This is a genomic window from Streptomyces sp. NPDC005262, from assembly GCF_042872425.1.
In the GTDB taxonomy this organism is placed as follows: domain Bacteria; phylum Actinomycetota; class Actinomycetes; order Streptomycetales; family Streptomycetaceae; genus Streptomyces.
The window spans coordinates 248,999-274,410 of the sequence record NZ_JBIAKK010000002.1; the positions used below are offsets into that span (position 1 = coordinate 248,999).

Annotated in this window: 25 protein-coding genes; 9 read left to right on the forward strand and 16 right to left on the reverse strand. The window is 71.8% G+C overall.

The window, feature by feature from the left end:
- Nucleotides 1–36 precede the first annotated feature (36 nt).
- From ACFYP5_RS06300 to ACFYP5_RS06325, 6 genes are read right to left on the reverse strand one after another with little or no spacing between them, the layout of a single operon-like run.
- Complete coding sequence (locus tag ACFYP5_RS06300) at nt 37–813, reverse strand: SDR family NAD(P)-dependent oxidoreductase (protein WP_389031320.1); 777 nt, start codon at nt 811–813, stop codon at nt 37–39.
- Nucleotides 813–1,334 (reverse strand): cupin domain-containing protein, encoded by a 522-nt coding sequence (locus ACFYP5_RS06305; RefSeq protein WP_382572805.1) that lies wholly within the window; start codon nt 1,332–1,334, stop codon nt 813–815. Before ACFYP5_RS06305 ends, ACFYP5_RS06300 begins: the two co-directional genes overlap by 1 nt.
- A gap of 44 nt (nt 1,335–1,378) precedes the next feature.
- On the reverse strand, nt 1,379–2,179 hold the full coding sequence (locus ACFYP5_RS06310; RefSeq protein WP_389031323.1) for an alpha/beta fold hydrolase: 801 nt from the start codon (nt 2,177–2,179) through the stop codon (nt 1,379–1,381).
- Nucleotides 2,176–3,021 (reverse strand): aspartate dehydrogenase domain-containing protein, encoded by an 846-nt coding sequence (locus tag ACFYP5_RS06315; protein ID WP_389031325.1) that lies wholly within the window; start codon nt 3,019–3,021, stop codon nt 2,176–2,178. The genes ACFYP5_RS06310 and ACFYP5_RS06315 overlap by 4 nt, the downstream gene beginning before the upstream one ends.
- A complete protein-coding gene (locus tag ACFYP5_RS06320; RefSeq protein WP_389031328.1) occupies nt 3,018–4,004 on the reverse strand; it encodes a VOC family protein in 987 nt (328 codons plus the stop codon). Before ACFYP5_RS06320 ends, ACFYP5_RS06315 begins: the two co-directional genes overlap by 4 nt.
- Nucleotides 4,005–4,033: 29 nt before the next feature.
- A complete protein-coding gene (locus ACFYP5_RS06325; RefSeq protein ID WP_389031331.1) occupies nt 4,034–5,515 on the reverse strand; it encodes an aldehyde dehydrogenase in 1,482 nt (493 codons plus the stop codon).
- A 323-nt stretch (nt 5,516–5,838) separates the two neighbouring features.
- Here ACFYP5_RS06325 and ACFYP5_RS06330 point away from each other — a divergent pair, with 323 nt between their 5' ends.
- A complete protein-coding gene (locus ACFYP5_RS06330; protein WP_389031334.1) occupies nt 5,839–7,266 on the forward strand; it encodes an MFS transporter in 1,428 nt (475 codons plus the stop codon).
- Between the two features lie 124 nt (nt 7,267–7,390).
- On the opposite strand, the gene ACFYP5_RS06335 is transcribed toward ACFYP5_RS06330, so the two are convergent.
- From ACFYP5_RS06335 to ACFYP5_RS06345, 3 genes are all read right to left on the reverse strand, one after another.
- Complete coding sequence (locus ACFYP5_RS06335; RefSeq protein WP_389031337.1) at nt 7,391–7,975, reverse strand: dihydrofolate reductase family protein; 585 nt, start codon at nt 7,973–7,975, stop codon at nt 7,391–7,393.
- A 260-nt stretch (nt 7,976–8,235) separates the two neighbouring features.
- Complete coding sequence (locus ACFYP5_RS06340) at nt 8,236–8,571, reverse strand: chorismate mutase (protein WP_389031340.1); 336 nt, start codon at nt 8,569–8,571, stop codon at nt 8,236–8,238.
- Nucleotides 8,572–8,621: 50 nt separating this feature from the next.
- Nucleotides 8,622–9,506, reverse strand: coding sequence for a helix-turn-helix domain-containing protein (locus ACFYP5_RS06345; protein WP_384110545.1), 885 nt, complete (start codon nt 9,504–9,506; stop codon nt 8,622–8,624).
- Between the two features lie 223 nt (nt 9,507–9,729).
- Between ACFYP5_RS06345 and ACFYP5_RS06350 the strand changes: the two genes are divergently transcribed.
- Nucleotides 9,730–11,532 carry a beta-galactosidase family protein gene (locus ACFYP5_RS06350; protein ID WP_389031343.1) on the forward strand — a complete coding sequence of 601 codons (1,803 nt, stop codon included), beginning with the start codon at nt 9,730–9,732 and terminating at the stop codon, nt 11,530–11,532.
- A gap of 10 nt (nt 11,533–11,542) precedes the next feature.
- Here ACFYP5_RS06350 and ACFYP5_RS06355 read toward each other — a convergent pair whose 3' ends face one another.
- Nucleotides 11,543–12,319, reverse strand: coding sequence for a S1 family peptidase (locus tag ACFYP5_RS06355; RefSeq protein WP_389031345.1), 777 nt, complete (start codon nt 12,317–12,319; stop codon nt 11,543–11,545).
- A gap of 243 nt (nt 12,320–12,562) precedes the next feature.
- On the opposite strand from ACFYP5_RS06355, the gene ACFYP5_RS06360 reads away from it, so the two are divergent.
- On the forward strand, nt 12,563–13,462 hold the full coding sequence (locus tag ACFYP5_RS06360; protein WP_389031348.1) for a hypothetical protein: 900 nt from the start codon (nt 12,563–12,565) through the stop codon (nt 13,460–13,462).
- A gap of 143 nt (nt 13,463–13,605) precedes the next feature.
- Here the strand turns inward: ACFYP5_RS06360 and ACFYP5_RS06365 are convergent, their stop codons facing one another.
- Nucleotides 13,606–14,550, reverse strand: coding sequence for an SDR family oxidoreductase (locus tag ACFYP5_RS06365; protein ID WP_389031350.1), 945 nt, complete (start codon nt 14,548–14,550; stop codon nt 13,606–13,608).
- Nucleotides 14,551–14,636: 86 nt separating this feature from the next.
- Between ACFYP5_RS06365 and ACFYP5_RS06370 the strand changes: the two genes are divergently transcribed.
- Genes ACFYP5_RS06370 through ACFYP5_RS06385 form a run of 4 tightly spaced genes read left to right on the forward strand, consistent with a single transcriptional unit; the run spans nt 14,637 to nt 18,104 of the window.
- Complete coding sequence (locus ACFYP5_RS06370; protein ID WP_389031352.1) at nt 14,637–15,380, forward strand: enoyl-CoA hydratase family protein; 744 nt, start codon at nt 14,637–14,639, stop codon at nt 15,378–15,380.
- Entirely contained in the window at nt 15,377–16,252 is an 876-nt protein-coding gene (locus ACFYP5_RS06375; protein WP_389031355.1) for a CoA transferase subunit A, read from the forward strand. The genes ACFYP5_RS06370 and ACFYP5_RS06375 overlap by 4 nt, the downstream gene beginning before the upstream one ends.
- Nucleotides 16,249–17,013: a CoA-transferase subunit beta gene (locus ACFYP5_RS06380; protein ID WP_389031358.1), complete on the forward strand. Its 765-nt coding sequence runs from the start codon at nt 16,249–16,251 to the stop codon at nt 17,011–17,013. Before ACFYP5_RS06375 ends, ACFYP5_RS06380 begins: the two co-directional genes overlap by 4 nt.
- Before the next feature lie 8 nt (nt 17,014–17,021).
- The gene (locus ACFYP5_RS06385; RefSeq protein ID WP_389031361.1) at nt 17,022–18,104 is read left to right on the forward strand and encodes an NAD(P)H-dependent flavin oxidoreductase; all 1,083 of its coding nucleotides are present in this window, start codon (nt 17,022–17,024) and stop codon (nt 18,102–18,104) included.
- A 70-nt stretch (nt 18,105–18,174) separates the two neighbouring features.
- On the opposite strand, the gene ACFYP5_RS06390 is transcribed toward ACFYP5_RS06385, so the two are convergent.
- The 5 genes from ACFYP5_RS06390 to ACFYP5_RS06410 form a co-directional block, all read right to left on the reverse strand.
- On the reverse strand, nt 18,175–19,848 hold the full coding sequence (locus ACFYP5_RS06390) for a DEAD/DEAH box helicase (RefSeq protein WP_389031364.1): 1,674 nt from the start codon (nt 19,846–19,848) through the stop codon (nt 18,175–18,177).
- Between the two features lie 136 nt (nt 19,849–19,984).
- On the reverse strand, nt 19,985–20,188 hold the full coding sequence (locus ACFYP5_RS06395; protein WP_003969786.1) for a cold-shock protein: 204 nt from the start codon (nt 20,186–20,188) through the stop codon (nt 19,985–19,987).
- Nucleotides 20,189–20,436: 248 nt separating this feature from the next.
- A complete protein-coding gene (locus tag ACFYP5_RS06400; RefSeq protein WP_389031367.1) occupies nt 20,437–21,594 on the reverse strand; it encodes an acetyl-CoA C-acetyltransferase in 1,158 nt (385 codons plus the stop codon).
- 30 nt (nt 21,595–21,624) lie between these two features.
- Nucleotides 21,625–22,236, reverse strand: a complete 612-nt coding sequence (locus tag ACFYP5_RS06405) for a TetR/AcrR family transcriptional regulator (protein ID WP_389031370.1) — start codon at nt 22,234–22,236, stop codon at nt 21,625–21,627.
- Nucleotides 22,237–22,291: 55 nt separating this feature from the next.
- On the reverse strand, nt 22,292–23,074 hold the full coding sequence (locus ACFYP5_RS06410) for an SDR family oxidoreductase (RefSeq protein ID WP_389031373.1): 783 nt from the start codon (nt 23,072–23,074) through the stop codon (nt 22,292–22,294).
- Nucleotides 23,075–23,183: 109 nt separating this feature from the next.
- On the opposite strand from ACFYP5_RS06410, the gene ACFYP5_RS06415 reads away from it, so the two are divergent.
- Both ACFYP5_RS06415 and ACFYP5_RS06420 read left to right on the forward strand, forming a co-directional pair.
- A complete protein-coding gene (locus ACFYP5_RS06415) occupies nt 23,184–24,365 on the forward strand; it encodes an acyl-CoA dehydrogenase family protein (RefSeq protein ID WP_389031375.1) in 1,182 nt (393 codons plus the stop codon).
- A complete protein-coding gene (locus ACFYP5_RS06420; protein ID WP_389031377.1) occupies nt 24,365–25,372 on the forward strand; it encodes an acyl-CoA dehydrogenase family protein in 1,008 nt (335 codons plus the stop codon). The genes ACFYP5_RS06415 and ACFYP5_RS06420 overlap by 1 nt, the downstream gene beginning before the upstream one ends.
- The last annotated feature ends 40 nt before the right edge of the window (nt 25,373–25,412 follow it).

The window sequence follows — 25,412 nt, forward strand, 5'->3', positions numbered from 1 at the left end:
GGGGGGGTGGTCCGGTGCGGCAGGGTGCCCGCGGGGTCAGTGCATGGTGAAGCCGCCGTTGACGGCGAAGGTCTGGCCGGTGATGTAGCCGGACTCGTCGCCGACGAGGAAGGCGATCAGGCCGACCAGGTCCGCCGGTTGCTGGGGCCGGGAGATCGCCCGGTTCAGCCGGTACAGCTCGTGCCGTTCGGCGGGGATGTCGACGGAGGACTCCCCCTCGGTCAGTCCGGGGGCGACCGCGTTGACGGTGATGCCGACGTCTCCGGTCTCGCGGGCCATGGCCCGGGTCAGGGAGATGACGGCGCCCTTGGAGGCGATGTAGTGGGCGAGGCGGGGTGACCCGTACAGCGCCGCGTCCGAGGCGAGGTTGACGATCCGGCCGCCGCCGCCCGCCTTCATGAGCGGCAGGAGGGCGCGGGCGACGAGCCAGGGACCGCGGGCGTTGACCGTCATGATGCGGTCCCACGCCTCCACGTCGATCTCGTGGAACGGTTTCCCGCCGACCGCGTTGGCCAGACCGGCGTTGTTGACCAGGCCGTGGAGCCTGGTGCCGTCGCCGGCGAGGGTGGCGGCGAGGGCGTCGACGGAGTTCGGGTCGGCGACGTCGAGCGGGTGGAAGTCGGCGGTGATGCCGTCGGCGCGCAGGTCGTCGGCGGCCCGCTTGCCGGTCCGTTCGTCGAGTTCGGCGATGACGACGCGGTAGCCGTCGGAGCCGATCCGGCGGGCCGCGGCCAGTCCGAGGCCGCGGCCGGCGCCGGTGACGACGACCGTACGAGAACCGTCCGCTGTGCGGGGGGTGTCGTCGGCGGCCATCAGTCGCGGGTGATGCCGTGCATCGGGGAGTGCTCGGGGTACGTCGGGACCTGCGGCTTCCGGGTGCCGATGATGACGCAGAACAGGGCGTCGGTGTCGCCCTCGTTCTTCAGCGAGCGGGCCACTCCGGCGGGCACGACGATCATGTCGCGGTAGCCGAGGGTGCGGTACTCGACCTCGTCGGCGCCGCGGTGGATGCCGACCCGGACCTGGCCCTCGAGGACGAAGAAGGCTTCCTCGACGTCGTGGTGGGTGTGCTCGGGGCCCTCGGCGCCGGGCGGCAGCAGCATGTTGGAGAAGGTGAAGCCGCCGGACGGGATGATGCGGTTGTCGTTCTCGTGGTTGCCGGTGGCGCCGGAGCCGACGTAGCGGATCTGGGCGCGCTTGTACTGGTCGCCGGCCTTCGCCTGGAAGGAGAGGGTGTTCCAGTCGGGCTCGCGGGAGTCCTTGGTGGCGATGAGCGAGTCGGTGTACTTCGCGAGGTCGCCGTCGGTCTCGTAGGGGGTGTTGTCGATGGGCACGGGTTGCTCCTCGGTTCGTTGGTGCGGGTGGGGGCGGGCCGTCGTCACGCGGGGGTGCGGGCGACGACGTGGAGGTGGGCGCGGACCCAGGCGTTGAAGGCCTCGGGCCGTTCCTGGTTGGAGAGGTGTCCGGCGCCGGAGAGGGTCACGTACACGGACTTGGTGAGACCGCCCGCGATGGCTTGGGACTCCTCGGTTCCGGTGACGGTGTCCTGCTCGCCGCAGAGGACGAGGGCCGGTGCGTTGACGGCGGGCAGGTCGTCGGTGAGGTCGGCCTCGGCCATCGCGTCGGCGGCGTAGCCGTATCCGGGGGTACGGATGGAGGCGGCCATCGTCGCCACGACGCGTTCGACGAGTTCGGCGGGGGCGTCGGCGGAGACGAGGCGCGGGCCGCGGGCCGCGGCGAAGGCGTCCGGGCCCTCGGCGGCGAGCTGTGCCGCGCGGGCGCGCATGGCGGCCGCCTTGTCCGGGTGGATGCCGGAGCCACGGCTGGAGTCGGCGACTATCAGCGACTCGACGAGGTCGGGGTGGCGGGCTGCAAGGCGCAGGGCGATGACGCCGCCCCAGGAGACGCCGAGGACGTGGGCGCGGCCGCCGCGGTCACGGATCAGCGCGGCCGCGGTGTCGGCGTAGCCGTCGAGGCCGGGGGCCCGGCCGGGGTCGGCGGAGGCCGCGTACCCGGGGGCGTCCCAGGCGACGACCCGTACCTGGTCGGAGAGTCCGGCCAGTTGCGGGGCGAAGGCGGCGGAGGAGGAGCCGATGCCGTGCAGGCAGAGCAGCAGCGGTGCGTCGGGGTCCCCGGCCTCCTGGGTGTGGACGGCCGCGGTGGTGAGGGTGGCGGTCACAGGATCTGTCCTGACCGGCCGACGACGGCTGCGAGGCTGCGCAGCACGGCGTGCGGCACGACCTGGCTGGTGGCGGGGTTCGTGGCGTCGGGCCGGTGGGCGACCTCGAAGCGGTAGGTGCCGTGCGGGCCGTCCGCCTCGATGACGTGCCGGGTGAGGGCGGCGGCCGGGTCGGCGACGACGACGACCTCGACGAGGTCGGGGTCGCCGGTCGCGAGGGCCACGGACGCGGCGACGTTGGTGGACTTGGGGAACTTCACCGGAACGTCGCGGGCGGTGCCGCGCATCACCTCGACCGGTCCGGTGGTGGTCCGCAGCCGTTCGGTGAGTTCGGCGTCCATCCACGGCTGATGGAGGGTGGTGGGCAGTTTGGTGGTGGTCAGGCGTACGGAGGTGAGGTTGCCCAGCCCCGTGACGGCCTGTAGGAGGTCGAGTCCGCCGACGGCGCCGCCGGTGAAGTAGACGCGTCCGGGGCCGGCTGTGCGCAGCCGCTCGACGAGTTCGGGGTCGACGAGCGCTCCGGTGGAGGCGATCAGCAGGTCGGTTCCGCTGTCGAGGACCCGCTCGGCCCACTCCCGTACGACGGCCTGGCCTGCGGCTTCGACGATGAGGTCGCAGACGGCGAGGGCGTCTTCGAAGGACAGCTGGGGTGCGGGGGCGTCGACGAGGGGCCGGTTGTCGATGATGCAGGTCAGTTCGGCGCCGGGGATGTGTCCCTCGGCGAGGGCGGTGCCGACGACACGTCCGATGGCGCCCCAGCCGACGAGTCCGATGCGTCGCGCGGGTCGCGTGGGGTGCGCGGTGCGGTCGACGGAGGTGGGTCGGTCGGTGGTGGTGGTCATGCGGACACCTCGTCGGTGGTGGGGGCCAGTGGCCCGGGATCGGGTTCGCCCGCCATGTGGCAGCGGATCTTCTGGGACGGCGGACCTGCTGTCCCCCACAGGTCGGAGAGGTCGGGGGTGCGCCGCCAGACCTTGGCGATCCAGGCGTCCTCGACGATCTGGGCGACCTCGGAGGTGTATTCGCAGACGAGTCCGGCGGGGTCGGTGAAGTACGAGAAGGTGTTGTTGCCGGGTCCGTGCCGGCCGGGCCCCCACTGGGGGTTGATGCCGTGGTGGCGGAGCCGGCCGAGGCCGCGCATGAAGTGGTCCACCGATGTCATCTCGTACGCCACGTGGTTCAGTGACGCCCACGCGGCCTGGTTGAAGGCAATGCAGTGGTGGTCGGCGTTGCAGCGCAGGAAGGCCATCTGGTGCTCGGACCAGTCGGAGACGCGCAGCCCGAGGACCGAGGTGTAGAAGGCGACGGCGGCGTCGATGTCGGCGGTGTTGAGGACGGTGTGGGTGACGCCGACGGGGACGGCGGCGTCCCGGCCGCGCGGGGTGACGGCGTGCGTCTGGGCGCTGAGCTCGATGAGCCGGCCCTCGGGGTCGGTGAAGCGGAGTCCGTATCCGCCGCCGACCTGGTCGAGGGGGCCGGGACCGGCGACGGGGGCGATGCCCCTGGCGAGGAGGCGGCGGGCGGCCTCGTCGATCTCGGCGGGGGTGGCCACGGCGAAGGTGATGCGGCCGAGGCCGTTGCGTTCGCCGCGGGTGAGGGCGAGGACGTGGTGTTCTTCACCGGCGCCGCGCAGCCAGGCGGCGTCGCGGTCCTGCTCGACGGGTTCCAGACCCCACACCTCGGTGTAGAAGTCCGTGGACTCGGTGAAGGCGGGGGTGTGCAGCTCGACGGAGCGCAGGGCGCGCAGCCGGGCGACGGGTTCGAGCGGGACGGCGGCGGGGCGGGCGTGGAGGTTCTCGTACGCCGTGCGGTTCTCGTCGGTCATGTGGTTCTCCGGCTCCTCGTCTGTCGGCATCAGTTGGCGGCCCAGGGCAGCGGGGCGGTGCCGGTGCCCCAGTAGAGGGACTTCTGCCGCTGGTAGCCGCGGATCAGGTCGCGGCCCTTCTCGGTGCCGATGCCGCTGTCCTTCAGCCCGCCGAACGGGGTGGAGATGCTGAACTGCTTGTACGTGTTGATCCAGACCGTTCCGGCGTCGATACGGCGGGCGACCCGCCAGGCCTTGGCGTGGTCCCGGGTCCACAGTCCGCAGGCGAGGCCGTACACGCTGTCGTTGGCCTGGGCGACGAGGTCGTCCTCGTCGTCGAAGGGCAGGGCGACGAGCACGGGTCCGAAGATCTCTTCCTGGCAGACCCTGGCGGTGTTCGGGAGGCCGTCGAGGACGGTGGGGAGGTAGTAGGCGCCGTCGCGGTAGGAGTCGCCTTCGGGGGCCGCTCCCCCGCACCGGACGGTGGCGCCTTCCTCACGGGCCAGGTCGACGTAGGCGGCGACGCTGTCACGGTGCTTGTGGTGCACGAGAGGGGCGACCTGGGTGTCCGGGTCGGTGCCGGGTCCGACGCGCAGCTTCTCGGTGCGGGCGACGAGTTCACCGACGAATTCCTCGTACCGCGAGCGGGCGACGAAGAGCCGCGATCCTGCGATGCAGCTCTGGCCGCTGGAGGAGAAGACGCCGTACATGACGCCCGCCAGGGCCTGCTCCAGGTCGGCGTCGTCGAAGACGATCGTCGGCGACTTGCCGCCGAGTTCCAGCGACACGGGGATCAGCTTGTCGGCGGCGGCGTGCGCGAGAGTGCGGCCGGTGCTCGTGCCACCGGTGAAGGTGATCTTCCCGACGGCCGGGTGGCGGACGATCGCGTCGCCGATGACGCTGCCGCGGCCGGGCAGCACGGAGAGCAGTGCGGCGGGCAGCGCGGCCTCGGTCAGCGCCTGGTGGACGAGGCGGCCGAGGGCGAGGGCGACGAGCGGGGTCCACTCCGCGGGCTTGAGGAGGACCGCGTTGCCCGCGGCGAGCGCGGGGGCGAGCTTCTGGGCGTCGCTGGCGATGGGCGAGTTCCACGGGGTGATCGCGCCGACGACGCCGATGGGCTCGTGGACGCTCATCGTGACGTACGGGCCGCGGGACGGGGTGATCGCGTCCTCCGCGGTCTCCAGTGCGGCGGCGGTGTAGCGGAAGGTGCCCGCGGCGCTCAGTACGAGGGCGCGGGTCTCGGTACGGCACTTGCCGGTGTCGGCGGTCTGCAGGGCGGAGAGCCGGTCGGCGTCGCGCTCGACGAGGTCGGCGATGCGGTGCAGCAGCCGGGCCCGCAGATGGGCGGGCAGCTCACGCCAGGCGGGGTCGTGGGCCGCGTGGACGGCGGCGGTCACGGCGTCCTCGACGTCGTCGAGGGATACGGCGTGCACGGTGGCGATGACCTGGCCGGTGGCCGGGTCGACGGTCTCGATGGGGGCACCGCGGCCCTGCCGCCACTGCCCTGCGACCAACACTTCGTCGGCAAGCATCAGTTGGCCTCCTGCAGTCGATACGGTTACCTCAGAGCTAAAAATCTAAGCGCTTAAATAATTCACCGCAAGACCCCTTCGTAAAAACTCTTTTGCCCTGGAGGTCTTGACGACCTCCACCCCCGGCCCGATAAAACTTAAGCCCTAAGAAGCTAGGTCCCTTAGAGAGCAGCCGACGGCAGTGGTGGGCGGTCTCACAAGCTCACGAGCCCCGCACCGCCATGCCGTCCCCGTACGCTCAGCTCACTCCCGTACACCCCCGCTCTCCCGCACGCCTGGCTCCCCAACCGCTCCGCCCCCACGCGGAGCAGGAGGAACCCTCGATGACCCGGCCCACCGCCGCCACCCGCGAAGCCGTCACCGCCCGTGACGCCATAGCCGCCCGCTTCGAGCGGCTGCCGGCCTCCCGCTGGCACGTCACCGTCCGCCTCGTCGTCGGCGTCGTCACCTTCTTCGAGGCCTTCGACCAGCTGCTGATCGCGTACGCACTGCCCGAGCTCCGGCAGGAGTGGCACCTGACCGACGGCGATGCCACGTCGGTGCTCACCGTCGGCTCGGTCGGCATGCTCATCGGCGCGCTGCTGTCGGGCCGGCTGGCCGACAGGTTCGGCCGGGTCCGGGTGATCGCGTACTGCGTGGCCGCCTCGGGACTGGCCGGCCTCGCCCTCGTGGCCTGCACGTCGCTCACCCCGTTCCTCGCACTGCGCTTCGTTCAGGGGCTCGCGATCGGCGGTGAGGTGCCGGTGGCCGCCGCGTTCATCAGCGAGATCACCCGGAGCTTCAAGCGGGGCCGCTTCGTCCTGCTGTACGAACTCGTCTTCCCGGCCGGACTGACCGTCGGCGCCCTGGCCGCCGCGTGGCTGGTGCCCGCGGCCGGCTGGCGCGTGATGTTCGCGGTCGCGGCCGTCCCCGGGCTGCTCGCGTTCCTCGTCCAGCGCACCGTTCCCGAATCGCCGCGCTGGCTGGCGGACCGTGGGCGGACGGCGGAGGCCGAGGCGGTCATGGACGAGATCGAGGCGAAGGTGTCGGCCGCCACGGGCGAACCGCTGCCGCCGGTCCGGTACTCCCCCGGACCCCCGGCACATCCCGGGTCCCCGACGGCCAAGGCGGCCACCGCCGCGGAGCGCACCGCCACCGGGCTGCGTTCCCTGTTCACCGGCCGCTACCGCCGCCGCACCCTGGTGGTGGGTGCGATCTGGTTCACCGGCTACTTCGTCAACTACGGCGTGACGTCCTGGCTGCCCAGCATCTACAAGGACGGGTACGGCCTCACGCTCTCCGACGCCCTGCTCTACTCCACGGTCACCTCGGTCGCCGGACTGCTCGGCTGCCTGCTGGTCGCACTCACCGTGGACATCCTCGGCCGCCGCAAGATCTTCGCGATCTTCCTGGGGGGCTCCGCCGCGCTCCTGCTGACCCTGGCCGCACTCGGCGCCCACAGCCCCGCCCAGGTCCTGATCTGGACCTCGCTGTCGGCCGTCGGCTTCTTCGGATCCAACATCTGCCTGTACCTGTACACGCCGGAGCTGTACCCGACCCGGATGCGCGCCCTCGGCTGCAGTGTCGGCGGCGCGGTCAATCGCCTCGGCGTGATCCTGGGACCGATCCTGGTCGGCGCGGTCTACGCCGCCGGGAACAACGTCGCCGCGGTCTTCGTGATGCTCGGTGCGGTGGCGCTGGTCGGCGCGGTGGTGGCAGGCGCCCTGGCCGAGGAGACGGCCGACCGGCCGCTGGAGGAGATCTCCCCCTGACCGCCCCGCGCACCGCGCTCGCGACGTCGTCTGCGGGCCGCCCGGTGCCGTTCGGTGCGATCAGCGCCCGCGCCGCGGCGCCGGCGCGCGGTGTGTCCCCGCAGACGGGAGCCCGCGCGGGGGGTCACCGCGCCGCAGCGGACATCTCCTCGGGACGCCGGTGGTGGAGGAGGACGACCCCGTTGCCGAAGCTCCGGGTCCCGACGAGCCGCAGATCGCTCTTCACGTCCGCCGGACCGAACAGCGGCTTGCCCCGGCCGATGAGGACCGGATGGACGTAGACGCGGTACTCGTCGATCAGATCGTGCTTCCTGAAGGCCGCGGCGAGATCGGCGCCACCGAGGGACAGGTCCCCGCCCGGCTGCGCCTTGAGCGCCATGATCTCCTCGGGGACGACGTCCCGCACCACGGTGGTGTTCCAGTCGGCCCGCTCCAGGGTCCTGGAGAACACGAGCTTGGGCATGTCCCGCCAGATACCGGCGAACTCCGCCATCGGCCCGGCATTCGAGGGGTCGGCGTCCGCCGTCGGCCAGAACCCGGCCATCAGCTCGTGGGTGACACGACCGCTCAGAAAGCCGCCCATCGCTGCGAGTTCCTCGTTGAAATGTCTGTGCAACTCGTCGTCGACCAGGTGCCAGCCGATGTCGCGGTCCGGCCCCTCGATGAATCCGTCGAGGGATACCGACATCATCAGGATGACTTTTCTCATCACGGTCCTCGCCGACCATCGGGGTTCGGGGGTCCAACGGCTCGGGCCGGAGGTACGCCGACCGGGCCCTCTCGATCAGGCAGTCGGCCCCGACGGGAAGGTCCCGCTCGACAGCTCCGCGGCCCGTTCCTTGTCGTACGCGACGAACGCCGTCAGCACAAGCCCCGACGGCACCGCCCAACCTGCCCACCGGGACGACGACAACGCGGAACGCCACCCGGTCGGTGGAGGACGGCGGGGAGCGGACGGACGCGAGGGATTCACCCCTCAGCGGCTGCGCCGCCGGCCGGAGGGTCGCCGGCGATCCGCTCATGGTGCCTGATCACTTCAGCGATGATGAAGTTGAGGAGCTTCTCCGCGAAGGCCGGATCCAGCCTCGCGTTCTCCGCGAGGCGCCGCAGACGGGCGATCTGTTCGGCTTCGCGGTCGGGGTCGGCCGGCGGCAGCTTGTGGTTCGCCTTGAGATGGCCGACCTGCTGGGTGCACTTGAAGCGCTCGGCGAGCATGTGGACAACAGCAGCGTCGATGTTGTCGATGCTTTCGCGGAGCCGGTTCAGTTCCGCGCGTACGGACTCGTCGGTGTCGCTGGTGGTCATGGTCGACGAGCTTAGACGGCCGGGGCCGGGGCCCTGCCGCGGGACAGCCCTCAGGGACTGATCATCGGTGGGTGGTCCGGGTCGGGGATCGTGTCGCTCCAGCCGCCCGGTACGGCGCGGCCCTGCTGTTCACGGAAGCGGACCGGGGCGGTGCCGACGCGGCGGGCGAACAGGCGGGAGAAGTAGGCGGGGTCGTCGTAGCCGACGCGGCGGGCGACCGCGGCGACGGGCAGTTCGGTCGCGGCGAGAAGTTCCTTGGCGCGGCCGAGACGGATGCCCAGGAGGTAGTCCTTGGGGCTGCAGCCGGCGCCGCGTCGTACCGCGGTGCGCAGTTCGGCGGGCGTCATGTTGTGCCGGGCGGCGTGTTCGGCGACCGAGAGCGGCTGGAACGCATCGCGGGCGAGAGCCTTCAGGACCGGGTCGCCGTCGGGGCTGACATCGGCGCGGGCCCGGCGCAGGGCGACGAGGAGTTCATGGACGGCGGCGCCGGTCTCGACCTCCAGCAGCGGGTTGCCGCGTCGGGCCGCGCGGACGATCCGGCTCACCGCGGCGCGCGGGCCCGCCGTGTCGGCGAGGGGGACGAGGGGGCGGTCCGGTTCGATGTAGCCGAGTTCGGTGTACGTGGCGGTGGCGGGGCCGGTGAAGTCGACGAAACTCTCGTCCCAGCCGGTGCCCGGGTCGGCGCCGTAGTGGTGCGGGGTGCCGGGGGTCAGCCAGATCAGGCTGGGGGCGGTGACGGGCAGCCGGCGGCCGTCGGGGCTGCCGAACCAGCCGCTGCCCGAGTGGATCACGACGGCCACGTGGTGGTCCAGGGTGCGGGGGCCGACCGTGGGCAGCGCGCCGTGCTGCAGGCCGACCCCCAGGCAGACGAGGCCCAGCCGGTGGTGGAGCGGGCTGGGCGTGAAGAAGCGCATCCAGGTGTGGTACGTCGACATCGGCTTTCCTTCCCCCGCTCCGCTCGGCCGGGGTCGGGTCGGTGATCTGCGCGTTGTGTCCAAACAGCAGCGATCTTTGTCCATGGACCGGCCGCACGCCAGGGGGCGAGGGTGGCTGCAGCATTCCTCCCGGGTCCGCCCGCTCCGTGGTGCGTACCGTCGTGCGGCCTCGGGGCGCGCGGCTTCGGGGGTGGGACCGGCGCAACAGGAGAGTACGAGCACGATGGCTGACTTCACCGTGGGGGACGACCACTTCCGGCTCGACGGGAACCCCGTACGCCTGCTGTCGGGGGCCCTGCACTATTTCCGGGTGCATGAGGCGCAGTGGGATCACCGGCTTTCGATGCTTCGGGCCATGGGCCTGAACTGTGTCGAGACGTACGTTCCGTGGAACGCCCATGAGCCGGAGCCCGGTGTGTTCCGGGACGTGGCGGCGCTGGGCCGGTTCCTGGACGCGGCGCACCGGGCCGGACTGTGGGCGATCGTCCGCCCGGGTCCGTACATCTGCGCCGAGTGGGAGAACGGCGGGCTGCCGGTCTGGGTGACGGGGCGGTTCGGGCGTCGCGTGCGAAGCCGGGAGGCCGGGTATCTGGGGGTGGTCGAGCGGTGGTTCGCACAGCTGCTGCCGCAGGTGGTGGAGCGGCAGATCGACCGCGGCGGCCCGGTGATCATGGTCCAGGTGGAGAACGAGTACGGCAGCTACGGCACCGACGCGGTCTATCTGCGACGACTCGCGGACATGCTGGGCGAGCAGGGGGTGAGCGTTCCGCTGTTCACGTCCGACGGGCCGGAGGACCACATGCTGACGGGCGGATCCGTGCCCGGTCTGCTCGCCACGGCGAACTTCGGGTCGGGGGCGCGTGAGGCGTTCGAGGTGCTGCGCCGGCATCAGCCGAAGGGTCCGCTGATGTGCATGGAGTTCTGGTGCGGCTGGTTCGGGCACTGGGGTGCTCCGCCGGTCGTAGGGGAACCCGTGCAGGCCGCCGCCGCGCTGCGGGAGATCCTGGAGTGCGGGGCGTCCGTGAACATCTACATGGCGCACGGGGGAACGAACTTCGCGGGCTGGGCGGGGGCCAACCGGTCCGGTCCGCTGCAGGACGAGGACTTCCTGCCGACGGTGACGTCGTACGACTACGGCGCCCCGATCGACGAGTACGGGCGGCCCACGGAGAAGTTCTGGCTGTTCCGGGAGGTCCTCGCCGAGTTCGCGGACGGTCCGCTTCCTGATCTGCCGCCGGAGCCGGCCGGGCTCGCGGCGCCGGTGCGGGCGGAGCTGACCGGGTGGGTGCCGCTGTCCGGCGTGCTGGAGGTGCTGGGCGACCCGGAACCGGCGGAATCCGGCGTTCCGCCGACGTTCGAGGAGCTGGGCGTCGACCGGGGTCTGGTGCGCTATCAGGTGGACGTCCCTGGTCCGCGGCAGCCCTACACGCTGGGGGTGACGGGCCTCCGGGACCGGGCTGTGGTGTACGTGAACGGCGTCCGGGAAGGCGTGCTGGGCGACGGGAGCACCACCCTGGACACGCCCGTGGCCGGGCCCGCGTCCGTCGAGCTGTGGGTGGAGTCGCTGGGCCGGGTCAACTACGGGCCGCGGCTGGGTGAGCCGAAGGGCATCACGGGCGGCGTGCTGCACGAGCGGCAGTACCTGCACGGTGTACGGGCCAGGGCGCTGCGGCTGGCCGCTTTCGACGAGCCGGGCGCGGTGGCCGGGGTGCCGTTCGGGGATGTCGTGGAGGGGCGCACCGGGCTGTACCGGGGGTCGTTCGAGCCGACGGAACCGGGACCCGCGGATCATGCCTGCCTCGAACTTCCGGGCTGGACACGCGGATTCGTCTGGGTGAACGGTTTCTGCCTGGGCCGCTACTGGTCGGCGGGTCCGCAGCAGACGCTGTACGTGCCGGGTCCGGTGCTGCGGGAAGGCGCCAATGAGGTGTGGGTGCTGGAGGTGGAGGGTGCGGGGGCCCCGTACGCGGAGCTCGGCCCGGGTGTGCCCGTCCACATGGGCACACCCGGAAGTGATCGGAGCTGATGCCTCGGCGTCAGAGCGTGGCTGCCGCGGAGGCGATACCGGCTGCGAAGGTCGAGACCTCGCTGTACACACCGGGGTAGCCGGGCTCGGCGCAGCCCTGGCCCCAGCTGACGATGCCCACCTGGATCCAGGCTCCGGCGTTGTCCTTGCGGAACATGGGGCCGCCGGAGTCGCCCTGGCAGGTGTCCACACCGCCGGTGTCGACGTATCCGGCGCAGATCTCGTCGCCGGGGACGAGGTCGCTGCCGTACGCGTCCTGGCAGTCGGCGTCGGAGACGAACGGCACGGTGGCCTTCAGCAGGTAGCGCTGCTGGCCACCGCCCTCGGTGGCGGCACCCCAGCCGGCGATGGTGAAGGTGCCGTTGTTGTACGTGGTGTCGGTGGCGATCTTCAGGGTGGGCAGGTCGATGGGCTTGGCGAGCTTGATCAGCGCCCAGTCCTTGCCCATGCCGTTGTAGCCGGGGGCCTGCAGGACCTTGGTGGACTTGACCTTGACGGCGCCGGCGGACTGCAGGTCGACGACGCCGGCCGTGGCGGTGATGGAGGTGTTCTTGCCCGAGCCGTTCACGCAGTGTGCGGCGGTGAGCACGATGCTCTTGGTGTAGAGGGCGCCGCCACAGCCCATGGAGAGCCGGACCATGAAGGGGAACTCGCCCTGTGCGGCACGGGTTCCGCCTACCACCGGCGTCGGGGCGGCGGACGCTCCGGCGGGCTGCAGGCTGACGGCGGCGAGGACCACCGCGGCTATGACGGAACATCTTTTCAGGGTGCGCAGCAGCTGCTTCAACGAAGTGCCTTCTTTCGTGGGGGGTTCGTGGGGGTGCGTTCGTGGGGGGTGGGTCGACACGCGCCCGGCTTCGACATGTACCCGACAAGGGCGTGAGCCGGATTATCGGGAAGCGCTCACCGACCCCACAAGGTCCACTTTTCGGCCAATGTCACGAACGGCCCTCACTCCCGTCCTCACCACCGACCGGCCCGCATCCCCTTACAGTGGAGGCCGGTTGAGCGTCACGGAGGGGGTGCGGGCGTGACAAGCGACAGTCCGGTGGTACATGGCTTCCCTCATCTCGACACCGTCCGGTCCGCGATCACCGCGCTGTACCGGAGGCTGTCCTACGACGGTGTCCGCAGTTACGCCCCGAGCCTCGTGCCCGCCGACGCGGCCTTCTCCGACCAGGACGATCTGCATCTCGGCGCGCAGCGGGTGGCGCGGGCCATGGTCCAGCACCTGCATCTGCCGGACGCCCGCATGATCGTCGCGTTCCGGGCGATGGAACATGCGGGGAGCGTCGAACTCGCGGCGGGCCCCGAGTACTTCATCGAGCTCAACGACCGCTTCCGCACCCACCGCAGGGACATCGGCGCCGCGCTCTCGCACGAGGTCATGCATGTGCTGCTGCACCGGCTCGGCCTGGAGTTTCCCGGTACACGCGACAACGAGATCCTCACCGACACCGCGGCGGCGTACCTGGGCGCGGGCTGGCTGCTGCTCGACGCGTTCCGGGAGGACGGCACGTCCAGCCAGAAACTCGGCTACCTCACCCCGGAGGAGTTCGGGTACGTCCTGGCCAAGCGGGCGTTCGCCTTCGACGAGGATCCCTCACCGTGGTTCACCAGCCCGCAGGCCTACGAGGCGTTCGCGGCGGGGCGGGCGCGGGCGGAGCAGGACGCCCGGCAGCCACCGCTCACGGCGGCGGGGTGGGCGGGTCGGCGGCGCTACGCGAAGGTCCGCCGGTACGCCCAGGACCACCCGGGCACGGCCGCGGCGCCCGCCCCCGGTGTTCCGTACGCCTTCGAAGGCGGTCCGGACGGGCTGCGGGTCTCGTTCGCGTGCCCGACGTGCCTTCAGCGGATCCGGGTCGCGGTGCGGGGGCGGGTGCGGGTGCGGTGCGCGCTCTGCCGCACGGTGCTGGACTGCGACACGTGAGTTTGGGCGGTGGGGTCGGTGCGCCCGCCCGTGGGCGGTGTCCCCTTCCCCCTCTTCCCGAAGCCGGGGTGCACCGCCCCGGACCCCCGCTCGTGATCCGCCGGAGAAGCTGGTTCTCCCGCATTGCCGGCACCTTCCTCCCGTCACCGCACCCCGTACACCGGCCGCACCGTCCCCGCCTCCGCCAGCAGTTTCCGGGCGGCCTCCCCCGCCTCCGCCGGCGCCCACCGCGCACCCCGGTCCACGGAAGGGCCCGGGCGCCAGCCCTCCATCACCGTGATCCGGCCCGCCTCCGCCTCGAAGACCCGTCCGGTCACCCCGTCGCTCGCGGCCGAGCCCAGCCACACCACCAGCGGTGACACGTTCTCGGGCGCCATCGCGTCGAACGCCCCCGCCCCCTCCCCCGGCGCCGCCATCGTCTCCGCGAAGGTCTGCTCGGTCATCCGGGTACGGGCCGCCGGGGCGATCGCGTTGACCTGGACCCCGTAGCGGCCCATCTCCGCCGCGGCGACCAGTGTCAGGCCGACGATCCCGGCTTTCGCGGCGGAGTAGTTGCCCTGGCCGACGCTGCCGAGCAGCCCCGCACCCGAGCTGGTGTTGATCACCCGGGCGACGGGTGTGCGGCCCGCCTTGGCCTCGGCCCGCCAGTGCGCCGCCGCGTGTTTCTGCGTGAGGAAGTGGCCCTTGAGGTGGACGCGCAGCACCGCGTCCCAGTCGTCCTCGTCGAGGTTGACGAGCATCCGGTCCCGCAGGAAGCCCGCGTTGTTGACCAGAGTGTCCAGCCGCCCGTAGGTGTCCAGCGCGGCCCCGATCAGCGAGGCCGCGCCCGCCCCGGTCGCGATGTCACCGTCGTGGGCCACCGCCTCGCCGCCCGCCGCCTCGATCTCGTCGACCACCTGCCGGGCGGGTCCGGGGGACGACCCGCCGGCCCCGTCGAGTCCGACTCCCAGGTCGTTGACCACGACCTTCGCCCCCTCGGCGGCGAACGCGAGAGCGTGGGCCCGGCCGAGCCCACGCCCGGCCCCCGTCACGATCACCACACGGCCCGCGCAGAGCCCCGCACCGTGTCCGTCGCTGCTTGCGGTCATCTCACATCTCCTTGTTGGCGATGCGGGGGCAGGCTGCTACCTTCCACACCTAACAAATGTTTGGTGGAAAGGTAGCTGATCCGCTCATGGGTGTCTCCACCGCAAGCCCCGTCAAGGGCGTATCCGTCGTCACCGTCGACCACCCGCCCGTCAACGCCTTGCCCGTGCGGGGCTGGTACGACCTCGCGGACGCACTCCGCGCGGCGGGCCGCGACCCCGAGGTCCGCTGTGTCGTCCTGGCCGCCACCGGGCGCGGGTTCAACGCGGGCGTCGACATCAAGGAGATGCAGCGCGACTCCGGGCACGACACCCTGATCGGCGCCAACCGCGGCTGCTTCGAGGCGTTCGCCGCGGTGTACGAGTGCGAGGTGCCGGTCGTCGCCGCAGTGCACGGCTTCTGCCTCGGCGGCGGCATCGGTCTGGCCGGCAACGCCGACGCGATCGTGGCGAGCGACGACGCGACGTTCGGCCTGCCCGAGCTGGACCGGGGCGCACTCGGCGCCGCGACGCATCTCGCCCGGCTCGTCCCGCAGCATCTGATGCGCACGCTGTACTACACCTCGCGCACCGCCACGGCTGCCGAGCTGCACGCCCACGGTTCGGTCTGGAAGGTCGTCCCGCGTGCCGAACTCCAGGACGCGGCACTGGAGCTGGCGGGTGAGATCGCCCGTAAGGACGGGTATCTGATCCGGCTCGCCAAGGCCGCCATCAACGGCATCGACCCGGTGGACGTCCGCCGCAGCTACCGCTTCGAGCAGGGCTACACCTTCGAGGCCAACCTCAGCGGAGCGGCCGACCGAGTCCGTAACACCTTCGGCAAGGAGGCATGACGGTGACCGACAAGACCATGACGGCCGACGAGGTCGTCTCCCGGCTCAGCAGCGGCATGACGATCGGCATCGGCGGCTGGGGTTCGCGCCGCAAGCCGATGGCGCTGGTGCGTGCGCTGCTCCGGTCCCGGATCACCGATCTCACCGTGGTCTCGTACGGCGGCCCCGACGTCGGACTGCTCGCCGCCGCCGGCCGGATCCGCAAACTGGTCGCGGCCTTCGCCACTCTCGACTCGATCCCGCTCGAACCGCATTTCAGAGCGGCCCGCCAGCGCGGCGACCTCCAGCTGACGGAGGTGGACGAGGCGATGTTCATGTGGGGACTGCACGCCGCCGCGAACCGGCTGCCGTTCCTGCCCGTCCGGGCCGGTATCGGATCGGACGTCATGCGGGTCAACCCCGGTCTGCGCACGGTGCGTTCGCCGTACGCGGACGGCGAGGAGTTCGTCGCGATGCCGGCCCTGCGGATGGACGCGGCGCTGGTCCACCTGAACCGCGCCGACCGGTCCGGCAACGGCCAGTACCTCGGACCCGACCCGTACTTCGACGACCTGTTCTGCGAGGCCGCCGACACCGCGTACGTCTCCTGCGAACGGCTCGTCGAGACGGCCGAACTGACCGCGCGGGCCGCCCCGCAGACCCTGCTCGTCAAGCGGCACTCGGTCACCGGTGTCGTCGAGACCCCGAACGGCGCGCACTTCACCTCCTGCGTCCCCGACTACCCGCGCGACGAGGCGTTCCAGAGGGCCTACGCCACCGCGGCCGCCGACCCGGCCGCCTGGGCGGCGTTCACCGCCCGCTTCCTGCCCGCCGACGGCAGCGAGAAGAGCTATCAGTCGGCCGTCCAGACCTGGCACGAGGAGCAGAAGTGACGACCGCTGAGACCACGCCCCCCGGCACCCGGCCCGCCACCCGCGCCGAGTACTGCGTGATCGCCTGCGCCGACGCCTGGCGCGACGACGGCGAGGTGCTCGCCAGCCCGATGGGCCTGATCCCGTCCGTCGGCGCCCGCCTCGCCAAGCGCACCTTCTCGCCCGATCTGCTGCTGACCGACGGCGAGGCGATGATCGTCGGCCTCGACGGCACACCCGAGGGCTGGCTGCCTTACCGTCTGCACCTCGCCATGGTCACCGGCGGCAGGCGCCACGTGATGATGGGTGCCGGCCAGATCGACCGGTTCGGCAACCAGAACATCTCCTGCATCGGCGACTGGGAACAGCCCGCCCGCCAGCTGCTCGGCGTGCGCGGCGCCCCCGTCAACACCCTGAACAACCCGGTCAGTTACTGGATCCCCAAGCATTCCACCCGGGTGTTCGTCGAGCGCGTCGACATGATCAGCGGGGTCGGATACGACAGCGCGGCGGCCGCCGGCCCGTCGGCGACCCGCTACCACCGCATCCCGCGTGTCGTCACCGACCTCGGCGTCCTCGACTTCGCGACCGCGGACCGCTCGATGCGCCTCGCCTCGTTGCACCCGGGTGTCACCGCCGACCAGGTCCGCGAGGCCACCGGTTTCACGCTGACGATCGCGGACGACGTCCCCCGCACCCGCGAGCCGACCGCCGAGGAACTCCGGCTGATCCGCGAGGTCATCGACCCGGAGGGCAGCCGTGACCGCGAGGTCAGGGCCTGATGGATCCGATGCGCACGCCCCTCACCGAGCTGGTCGGCGTCCGGTACCCGATCGTGCAGACCGGCATGGGCTGGGTCGCCGGGCCCCGCCTGGTCTCCGCCACCGCCGAAGCCGGTGCGCTGGGCATTCTGGCTTCCGCCACGATGACCGTGGAGCAGCTGCGTGCGGCGGTACGGGAGGTCAAGTCCCGTACGCAGGAGCCGTTCGGGGTCAATCTGCGCGCCGATGCGGGTGATGCGCGCGAACGCGTTCGGATCGTCGTCGACGAGGGTGTGAAGGTGGCGTCGTTCGCGCTGGCCCCGTCGCAGGAGCTGATCGCCGAGCTGAAGGACGCGGGGGTGGTCGTCGTTCCTTCGGTCGGCGCGCGGCGTCACGCCGAGAAGGTCGCGGCGTGGGGCGCGGACGCGGTGATCGTGCAGGGCGGCGAGGGCGGCGGGCACACGGGCGAGGTGGCCACGACGGTGCTGCTGCCGCAGGTGGTGGACGCGGTGGACATCCCGGTGATCGCGGCGGGCGGCTTCCACGACGGCCGCGGGCTCGTCGCGGCACTGGCGTACGGGGCGGCGGGCATCGCGATGGGTACGAGGTTCCTGCTGACGTCGGACTCGACGGTCCCGGACGCGGTGAAGGCCCGCTATCTGGCGGCGGGTGTCATGGACGTCACGGTCACCACGGCCGTGGACGGGCTGCCGCACCGGATGCTGCGTACGGAGATGGTCGCCGCGCTGGAGCATGCGGGCCGCACCAGGGCCCTGGTCCAGGCGGTGCGCCGGGCGGCGGGCTTCAAGCGGATCTCGGGGCTCAGCTGGTCCCGGATGGTGCGCGACGGTCTCGCGATGAGGCATGGCAAGGATCTGTCCTGGAGCCAGGTGCTGCTGGCGGCCAACACCCCGATGCTGCTGAAGGCATCCATGGTCGACGGCCGGACGGACCTGGGGGTGATGGCGTCGGGCCAGGTGGCGGGCGTCATCGAGGACCTGCCGAGCTGTGCGGAGCTGGTGGGCCGGTTGGTGGAGGAGGCACAGCGGACGTTGGAGGCGTTGGCCTCGATCGCCGGACAGGCGGATACGTCAAGCCTGTCCGGCGATTGAGACCGGCGTCCGGGGTGGCGCGCCGGTGCGGTGACCCGGTCCTCGACCTGTCACCGCACCGCGTACGCGGCTAGGCCGCCCTGCGGCCTCGCGCGGCCGCGCCGCCGTTGCTTCGCCCGGAGCCACCCGCACGCCCCGCACCTGCGCCCGCACCGTTGCCACGGCCCGAGCCGCCGGCCCGAACCGCTCCACCGGCCCGAGCCGCACCGCCCGAGCGCATCTCGCCGCCGCCCTGAGCGGAGCCGGATCCGGTGCCGGCACCGGATCCGCCGCGACGGCCACGGCCCCGGCTGCCCGCGCGGAACGTACCGCCGGTTCCGGCACCCGCACCCCCCGGCCGCGTGCGCGGCTTCGGCTGCGTCGGCTGGGGGACCTCGACCACGACCGCGATGCCGGACGGCTCACGGGCCCCGGTGATCCGGGTGAGTTCCTCGTCGCTGGACTTGATCCGGGTGGTCCGCGGAGCGATGCCCGCGTCAGCCATCAGCCGGGTCATCTCCCGCTTCTCCTCGGGCAGCACCAGCGTGACGACGCTGCCGGACTCCCCGGCACGCGCCGTGCGCCCACCGCGGTGGAGGTAGTCCTTGTGGTCCGTCGGCGGGTCCACGTTCACGACCAGGTCGAGGTCGTCGACGTGGATGCCGCGGGCCGCGACATTGGTCGCCACGAGCGCGGTGACCTGGCCGTTCTTGAACTGGTCGAGCGTCCGGTTGCGCTGCGGCTGGGACCGTCCGCCGTGCAGGGCGGCAGCCCGCACACCGCTGGCCAGCAGCCGCTTGGCGAAGCGGTCGGCAGCCCGCTTGGTGTCCACGAACATGATCACCCGGCCCTCGCGGGCGGCGATCCTGGTGGCGACGGCCTTCTTGTCCGTCTCGTCGGCCACATGCAGCACGTGGTGCTCCATGGTGGTGACGGCGCCCGCGGACGGGTCGACCGAGTGCACGACGGGGTCGGTCAGGAACATCTTGACCAGCCGGTCGATGTTCTTGTCCAGGGTCGCGGAGAACAGCATCCGCTGTCCGTCCGGCTCGACCTGCTTGAGCAGCGCGACGACCTGCGGCATGAAGCCCATGTCGGCCATCTGGTCGGCTTCGTCGAGGACGGTGATGGAGACCTGGTCGAGCCGGCAGTCGCCACGCTCGATGAGGTCCTTCAGCCGGCCGGGCGTGGCGACGAGCACCTCGGCGCCGCGTCGCAGCGTGCCGGACTGCTTGGTGATCGACATGCCGCCGACGACGGTGGCGAGGCGCAGGTTCACGGATGTCGCGTACGGCGTCAGCGCGTCGGTGACCTGCTGGGCGAGCTCGCGGGTCGGGACGAGGACGAGCGCCAGCGGGGCGCGCGGCTCGGAGCGCCGGCCGGCGGTGCGGGCGAGGAGCGCGAGACCGAAAGCCAGGGTCTTGCCGGAGCCGGTGCGGCCGCGGCCGAGGATGTCCCGGCCGGCGAGCGAGTTCGGCAGGGTCGCGCCCTGGATCGGGAAGGGGTCGGTGACGCCCTGCGCGGCAAGGGTCTTCAGCAGGGCGGCGGGCATGTCCAGCTCGGCGAACGCCTCGACGGCGGGCAGTGCGGGGGTCATGGATTCGGGCAGGGCGAATTCGCCCTGCGGCGGCGTGGCCCTGCGACGGGGCGACGCCTTGCCGGATCCCTTGCCGGAACCCTTGGCGGTTGCCTGTGCCGGGGCCGTGCCGCGCCCCCTCGACGGGCGAGTGCGGGCGGTTCGGTCCTGGCGTTCGGAGCGGGTCATACGGAATTGCCCTCCTGGGGATTCCTGGGAACTACTGGGGACTGTCCGGGACTTTCGACGCACCCCCGGGACAGCACAAGCCGGGACCCGCACCTTCACGGTGCGGGCCCCGGCTGCGAGGTACGCGTCGCGGCAATTAGGCCGGGACGATGTTCTCCGCCTGCGGGCCCTTCTGGCCCTGCGTGACGTCGAAGGAGACCTTCTGGCCCTCCTGGAGCTCACGGAAGCCCGAGGTGGCGATGTTGGAGTAGTGGGCGAAGACGTCGGCGCCGCCGCCGTCCTGCTCGATGAAGCCGAAGCCCTTTTCCGAGTTGAACCACTTCACGGTTCCAGTAGCCATGTCATTCTCCTAAAGAGGTGCAGTGCCGGAAATCCGCACTTTACGAATTCCAAGTCGCCGCATTGAGCCCCATCCGGAGAAAGCCGGAAAACAATAATGCGCCTGAGGAAGCATTCCCGTCAGGCGCACATAAAGTTCATGGGTACCAAAACTGCAACTCGGCAACCGTAGCACGTTCTGCGGATCCGCGGTGTGATCCGCCCCACCGCCGCGCGGCGCGGTCACCCGGAAGCCTTGGTACGCCCGGCTCAGAGCCTCTCGATGATCGTCACGTTGGCCTGTCCGCCGCCCTCGCACATGGTCTGCAGGCCGTAGCGACCGCCCGTGCGCTCCAGCTCGTGCAGCAGCGTCGTCATCAGCCGGGTGCCGGTGGCTCCGAGTGGGTGACCGAGCGCGATCGCCCCGCCGTTGACGTTGACCTTGTCCGGGTCGGCGCCGGTCTCCTTCAGCCAGGCCAGCACCACCGGTGCGAACGCCTCGTTGATCTCGACCAGGTCGATGTCGTCGATGGTCATGCCGGCCTTCTTCAGCGCGTACGCGGTGGCCGGGATGGGCGCCGACAGCATCCGTATCGGGTCCTCTCCGCGTACCGAGAGGTGATGGATGCGGGCGCGCGGGGTGAGGCCGTGTTCGGCCACGGCGTGTTCGGAGGCGATGAGCATCGCGGCGGCCCCGTCCGAGACCTGGGACGAGCAGGCGGCGGTGATCGTGCCGCCTTCCAGGACCGGCGGGAGTGCGGCCATCTTCTCCAGGGTGGTGTCACGGCGCGGTCCCTCGTCGACGGTGACGTCCGCGTAGGCGACGGTCTCGCGGGCGAAGCGGCCCTCGTCGACGGCGCGGATCGCCCGCCGGTGGGAGCGGAGCGCGAACTCCTCCATGTCGCGGCGGCTGATGCCCCACTTCTCGGCGATCAGCTGGGCGCCGTGGAACTGGTTGACCGGCTGGTCGCCGTACCGGGCGCGCCAGCCCTCACTGCCGGCGTACGGGCCTTCGGTGAGGCCGAGGGGTTCGGCGGCCTGACGCGAGGCGAAGGCGATGGGGATCTGCGTCATGTTCTGGGTGCCGCCCGCGACGACCAGGTCCTGGGTGCCGGAGAGGACGCCCTGGGCGGCGAAGTGGACGGCCTGCTGCGAGGAGCCGCACTGACGGTCGATGGTGACGCCGGGGACCTCTTCGGGCAGTCCGGCGGCCAGCCAGCAGGTCCGGGCGATGTCGCCGGCCTGCGGTCCGACGGTGTCGAGGCAGCCGAAGACGACGTCCTCGACGGCCGCCGGGTCGATGCCGGTGCGCTCGACGAGGGCCCGCAGGACATGGGCGCCGAGGTCGGCGGGGTGGGCGGCCCCGAGGCCACCCTTGCGGCGGCCGACGGGGGTGCGTACCGCTTCGACGATGTAGGCCTCGGCCATGGCTGCTGCTCCTCAGTGAGCTCGGTGGGGTCAGGAGTCGAGGGCGATGCCGTCCAGGACCATCGAGAGGTACTGGCGGGCGATCTCCTCGGGGCTGTGCTGTCCGCCCGGCCGGTACCAGGAGGCCGCGACCCAGACGGTGTCGCGGACGAACCGGTACGTGAGCCGGATGTCGAGGTCGGCACGGAAGACCTCGGCGGCGACGCCGCGTTCGAGCGTGCCGAGCCAGGCCTTCTCGAACTTCTGCTGGGAGTCGGCGAGATAGGCGAAGCGCGGCTGGGTGGCGAGGTGCTTGGACTCCTTCTGGTAGATGGCGACGGCTGCGCGGTGCCGGTCGATCTCCCGGAAGGACTCGGTGACGAGGGCCTCGATCGTCTCGCGGGGGCCGAGGTCTGCGGCGAGCACCGCGTCGTACCCCTCCCAGAGTTCGGTGAGGAAGGTCGAGAGGATCTCGTCGATCATCGATTCCTTGGAATCGAAGTGGTAGTAGAGGCTGCCCGCGAGCATGCCCGCCTCGTCCGCGATCCTGCGGACGGTGGTGGCGTTGTATCCCTGCGCGGCGAAGACCTCGGCGGCGGTGTCGAGCAGTTCGCGGCGCCGCTCGGGCGAGGGGGTCACCTGGGGCTTCTTCTTGGTAGGCACCCGCCCATTCTCCGCCGGTGCGCCGCCCGCTGCGGACGCCCCGGCGGGTGTCCGGTCAGGCATGCCGGCTGCTGACGGGGACCACTTCGCCCGTCATGTACGAGGAGTAGCCGCTGGCCAGGAAGACGATGACGTTGGCGATCTCCCAGGGTTCGGCATACCGGCCGAAGGCCTCCTTGCGGGTCAGTTCATCGAGGAGTTCGGCGGAGGTGACCTTCACCAGGTGCGGGTGCATGGCGAGGCTGGGGGCGACGGCGTTGACCCGCACGCCGTATGCCGCGGCCTCGACGGCGGCGCACCGGGTGAGCGCCATGACGCCTGCCTTCGCGGCCGCGTAGTGGGCCTGGCCGGCCTGGGCGCGCCAGCCGACGACCGAGGCGTTGTTGACGACGACGCCGCCGCGGCCCGCGGACCTGAGGGAGCGCAGGGCTGCGCGGGTGCAACGGAAGGTGCCGTTCAGAGTGACGTCGAGGACCTTGGACCACTGCTCGTCGGTCATCTCGGTGAGCTCGGCGGTCCCGCCGAGTCCGGCGTTGTTGACGACGATGTCGAGGCGGCCGTGGGTCTGTTCGGCGTGGGCGAAGAGGGCCTGGACCTGGGTCTCGTCGGTGACGTCGCAGGGCAGTGAGGTGACGTTCGCGGCACCGAACTCCTCCGCGAGCGCCTGCTCGGTCTCCTTGAGCCGGCGGGCGTGGGCGTCGCCGATGGCGATGCGGGCGCCCTCCTCCAGGAACTTACGGGCGGTGGCGCCACCGATCCCGGCGCCGGCGGCCGCGGTGATGACGGCGGTGCGGCCGGCCAGCAGCTGGTGTCCCGGTATGTACTGCGGTGCGCTCACGCCCTGACTCCTCGGGTGCCCGGTTCCTCGACGGCCTCGTGCCCGTACGTTAACCTACCAAACACTTGTTAGGGAAGATGGGCCCGATGACGACAGAGAGGGCAGGCGGATGGATCTGACCTTCACCCCCGATCAGGACGCGTTCCGGACCGAGGCCCGGCAGTGGCTCCGGGCCCATGTGCCCGCCGGACCGCTGCCCTCCCTGGAGACCGCGGAAGGTTTCGCCGCGCACCGGGAGTGGGAGGCGCGGCTGTACGCGGACCGCTGGTCGGTCGTCTCCTGGCCGTCCGCGTACGGCGGCCGGGGCGTCGACATCTTCAAGTGGCTGATCTTCGAGGAGGAGTACTACGCGGCGGGCGGCCCAGGCCGGGTCTCGCAGAACGGCATCAACCTGCTCGCCCCGACCCTCTTCGACCACGCGACGGACGAGCAGCGGGCCCGGGTCCTGCCGCCGATGGCCAGTGGTGAGGTGATCTGGGCGCAGGCCTGGTCCGAGCCGGAGTCGGGCTCGGACCTGGCGTCGCTGCGGTCGCGCGCGGTGCGCACGGACGGCGGCTGGCTGCTGTCGGGGCAGAAGACCTGGTCGTCGCGGGCCGCGTTCGCGGACCGGGCGTTCGGGATCTTCCGTACGGACCCCGAGGCCGCCAAGCCGCACCACGGGCTGACCTATCTGATGTTCGACCTGTCGGCGCCGGGGGTCGTCGTCCGGCCGATCGGGCGGCTCGACGGCAAGCCGGCCTTCGCCGAACTCTTCCTGGACGAGGTGTTCGTACCCGACGAGGACGTCATCGGCGAGCCGGGCCAGGGCTGGCGCATCGCCATGTCGGCCACGGGCGACGAGCGCGGGCTGACGCTGCGCTCCCCCGGCCGCTTCCTGGCCGCCGCGGACCGGCTGGCCGAGCTGTGGCGTACCCACGGCGACCCGTCGGACACGGCGATGCGGGACCGGGTCGCGGACGCGGTGATCGGGGCGCGTGCGTACCAGCTGTTCACGTATGCCCATGCGTCGCGCTTCGCGGCGGGCGAAGCGTGTCCCCCCGCTCGGACGGAGCCGAGAGCGGGGGGCAGCGGCGCCGAGTCGAGTCTGAACAAGGTGTTCTGGTCGGAGTACGACATCGCGCTGCACGAGACGGCGCTCGATCTGCTCGGCCCGGACGGCGAACTCGCGGAGGGCGAGTGGGCGCAGGGATACGTCTTCTCCCTCGCGGGCCCGATCTACGCCGGTACGAACGAGATCCAGCGGGACATCATCGCCGAGCGGCTGCTCGGCCTGCCGAAGGGACGGCGCTGATGCGATTCCTCCTCGACGACGGGCAGCGGGACTTCGCACGCTCGCTGGACTCGATGCTGGCGGCCGCGAAGACGCCCGCGGCCGTCCGGGCATGGGGCGCCGGGGACCACGGACCGGGGCGGGCCCTGTGGGCGCGGCTCGCGGAGGCGGGGGTGTTCGCGCTCGCGATACCGGAGGCGTACGAGGGTCTCGGACCGCTCCCGGTGGAACTCGCGGTGGCCTTCCTGGAGCTGGGGCGGCACGCGGTGCCGGGGCCGGTGGTGGAGACGGTGGCGGCGGGGATACTGCTGAGCGGGGTGGGGGGCCCGGTGGCGAAGGAGTGGCTGCCCCGGATCGCGTCGGGGGCGGTGTCGGCGACGCTCCTGCTCGACGACGGGGCGTTCGCGCTGGACGCGGACGCCGTGGACGCGGTGTTCGCGGTGTCGGGGGACGAGCTGCGGCTCGCGCCCGGACACGGTCCGCTCCGCGCTTCGTCGGATCCGGCGCGACGGCTGTTCCGGGTCGAGCCCGGCGGCCAGGTGCTGGCCTCGGGACCGCGGGTGGTGGAGGCGGCCGGCGCGGCCGCGGACTGGGCGGCGTTCGCCACGGCGGCGCAGGCGCTCGGGACGGGCGAGGCACTGCTGCGGGCCACGGTCGCGTACGTGAAGCAGCGGACCCAGTTCGGGGTGGCGATCGGATCGTTCCAGGCGGTCAAGCATCGGCTGGCCGACACGCTGATCGGCCTGGAGTTCGCCCGGCCGCTGCTGTACGGGGCCGCGGCGGCGCTCGCCGAACGGGAGCCGCGCGCGGGAGCGGATGTGGCGGCGGCGAAGGTCGTGGCGGGCGAAGCGGCGTACGCGGCGGCGCGGGCGGCGCTGCAGCTGCATGGGGCGGTGGGGTATACGGAGGAGCTGGATCTCTCGGTGTGGGTGCGGAAGGCGGGGCCGTTGCGGGATGCCTGGGGGGCGCGGGGGGATTGCCGGGAGCGGGTGGTGACCGGGGGCGCCCGGTGGCCGCTTCGCACTTGATCTCCCGCCATGGTCCGAAGTCCCAAGCGCATGGGACCCC

Excerpts from the sequence above, each read along its gene's own strand:
- ACFYP5_RS06300 (WP_389031320.1), bottom strand. The coding sequence starts at position 813 with ATGGCCGCCGACGACACCCCCCGCACAGCGGACGGTTCTCGTACGGTC.
- ACFYP5_RS06315 (WP_389031325.1), bottom strand. The coding sequence starts at position 3,021 with ATGACCACCACCACCGACCGACCCACCTCCGTCGACCGCACCGCGCAC.
- ACFYP5_RS06320 (WP_389031328.1), bottom strand. The coding sequence starts at position 4,004 with ATGACCGACGAGAACCGCACGGCGTACGAGAACCTCCACGCCCGCCCC.
- ACFYP5_RS06325 (WP_389031331.1), bottom strand. The coding sequence starts at position 5,515 with ATGCTTGCCGACGAAGTGTTGGTCGCAGGGCAGTGGCGGCAGGGCCGC.
- ACFYP5_RS06330 (WP_389031334.1), top strand. The coding sequence starts at position 5,839 with ATGACCCGGCCCACCGCCGCCACCCGCGAAGCCGTCACCGCCCGTGAC.
- ACFYP5_RS06335 (WP_389031337.1), bottom strand. The coding sequence starts at position 7,975 with ATGAGAAAAGTCATCCTGATGATGTCGGTATCCCTCGACGGATTCATC.
- ACFYP5_RS06340 (WP_389031340.1), bottom strand. The coding sequence starts at position 8,571 with ATGACCACCAGCGACACCGACGAGTCCGTACGCGCGGAACTGAACCGG.
- ACFYP5_RS06345 (WP_384110545.1), bottom strand. The coding sequence starts at position 9,506 with ATGTCGACGTACCACACCTGGATGCGCTTCTTCACGCCCAGCCCGCTC.
- ACFYP5_RS06350 (WP_389031343.1), top strand. The coding sequence starts at position 9,730 with ATGGCTGACTTCACCGTGGGGGACGACCACTTCCGGCTCGACGGGAAC.
- ACFYP5_RS06365 (WP_389031350.1), bottom strand. The coding sequence starts at position 14,550 with ATGACCGCAAGCAGCGACGGACACGGTGCGGGGCTCTGCGCGGGCCGT.
- ACFYP5_RS06370 (WP_389031352.1), top strand. The coding sequence starts at position 14,637 with ATGGGTGTCTCCACCGCAAGCCCCGTCAAGGGCGTATCCGTCGTCACC.
- ACFYP5_RS06375 (WP_389031355.1), top strand. The coding sequence starts at position 15,377 with ATGACGGTGACCGACAAGACCATGACGGCCGACGAGGTCGTCTCCCGG.
- ACFYP5_RS06385 (WP_389031361.1), top strand. The coding sequence starts at position 17,022 with ATGCGCACGCCCCTCACCGAGCTGGTCGGCGTCCGGTACCCGATCGTG.
- ACFYP5_RS06390 (WP_389031364.1), bottom strand. The coding sequence starts at position 19,848 with ATGACCCGCTCCGAACGCCAGGACCGAACCGCCCGCACTCGCCCGTCG.
- ACFYP5_RS06395 (WP_003969786.1), bottom strand. The coding sequence starts at position 20,188 with ATGGCTACTGGAACCGTGAAGTGGTTCAACTCGGAAAAGGGCTTCGGC.
- ACFYP5_RS06400 (WP_389031367.1), bottom strand. The coding sequence starts at position 21,594 with ATGGCCGAGGCCTACATCGTCGAAGCGGTACGCACCCCCGTCGGCCGC.
- ACFYP5_RS06415 (WP_389031375.1), top strand. The coding sequence starts at position 23,184 with ATGGATCTGACCTTCACCCCCGATCAGGACGCGTTCCGGACCGAGGCC.
- ACFYP5_RS06420 (WP_389031377.1), top strand. The coding sequence starts at position 24,365 with ATGCGATTCCTCCTCGACGACGGGCAGCGGGACTTCGCACGCTCGCTG.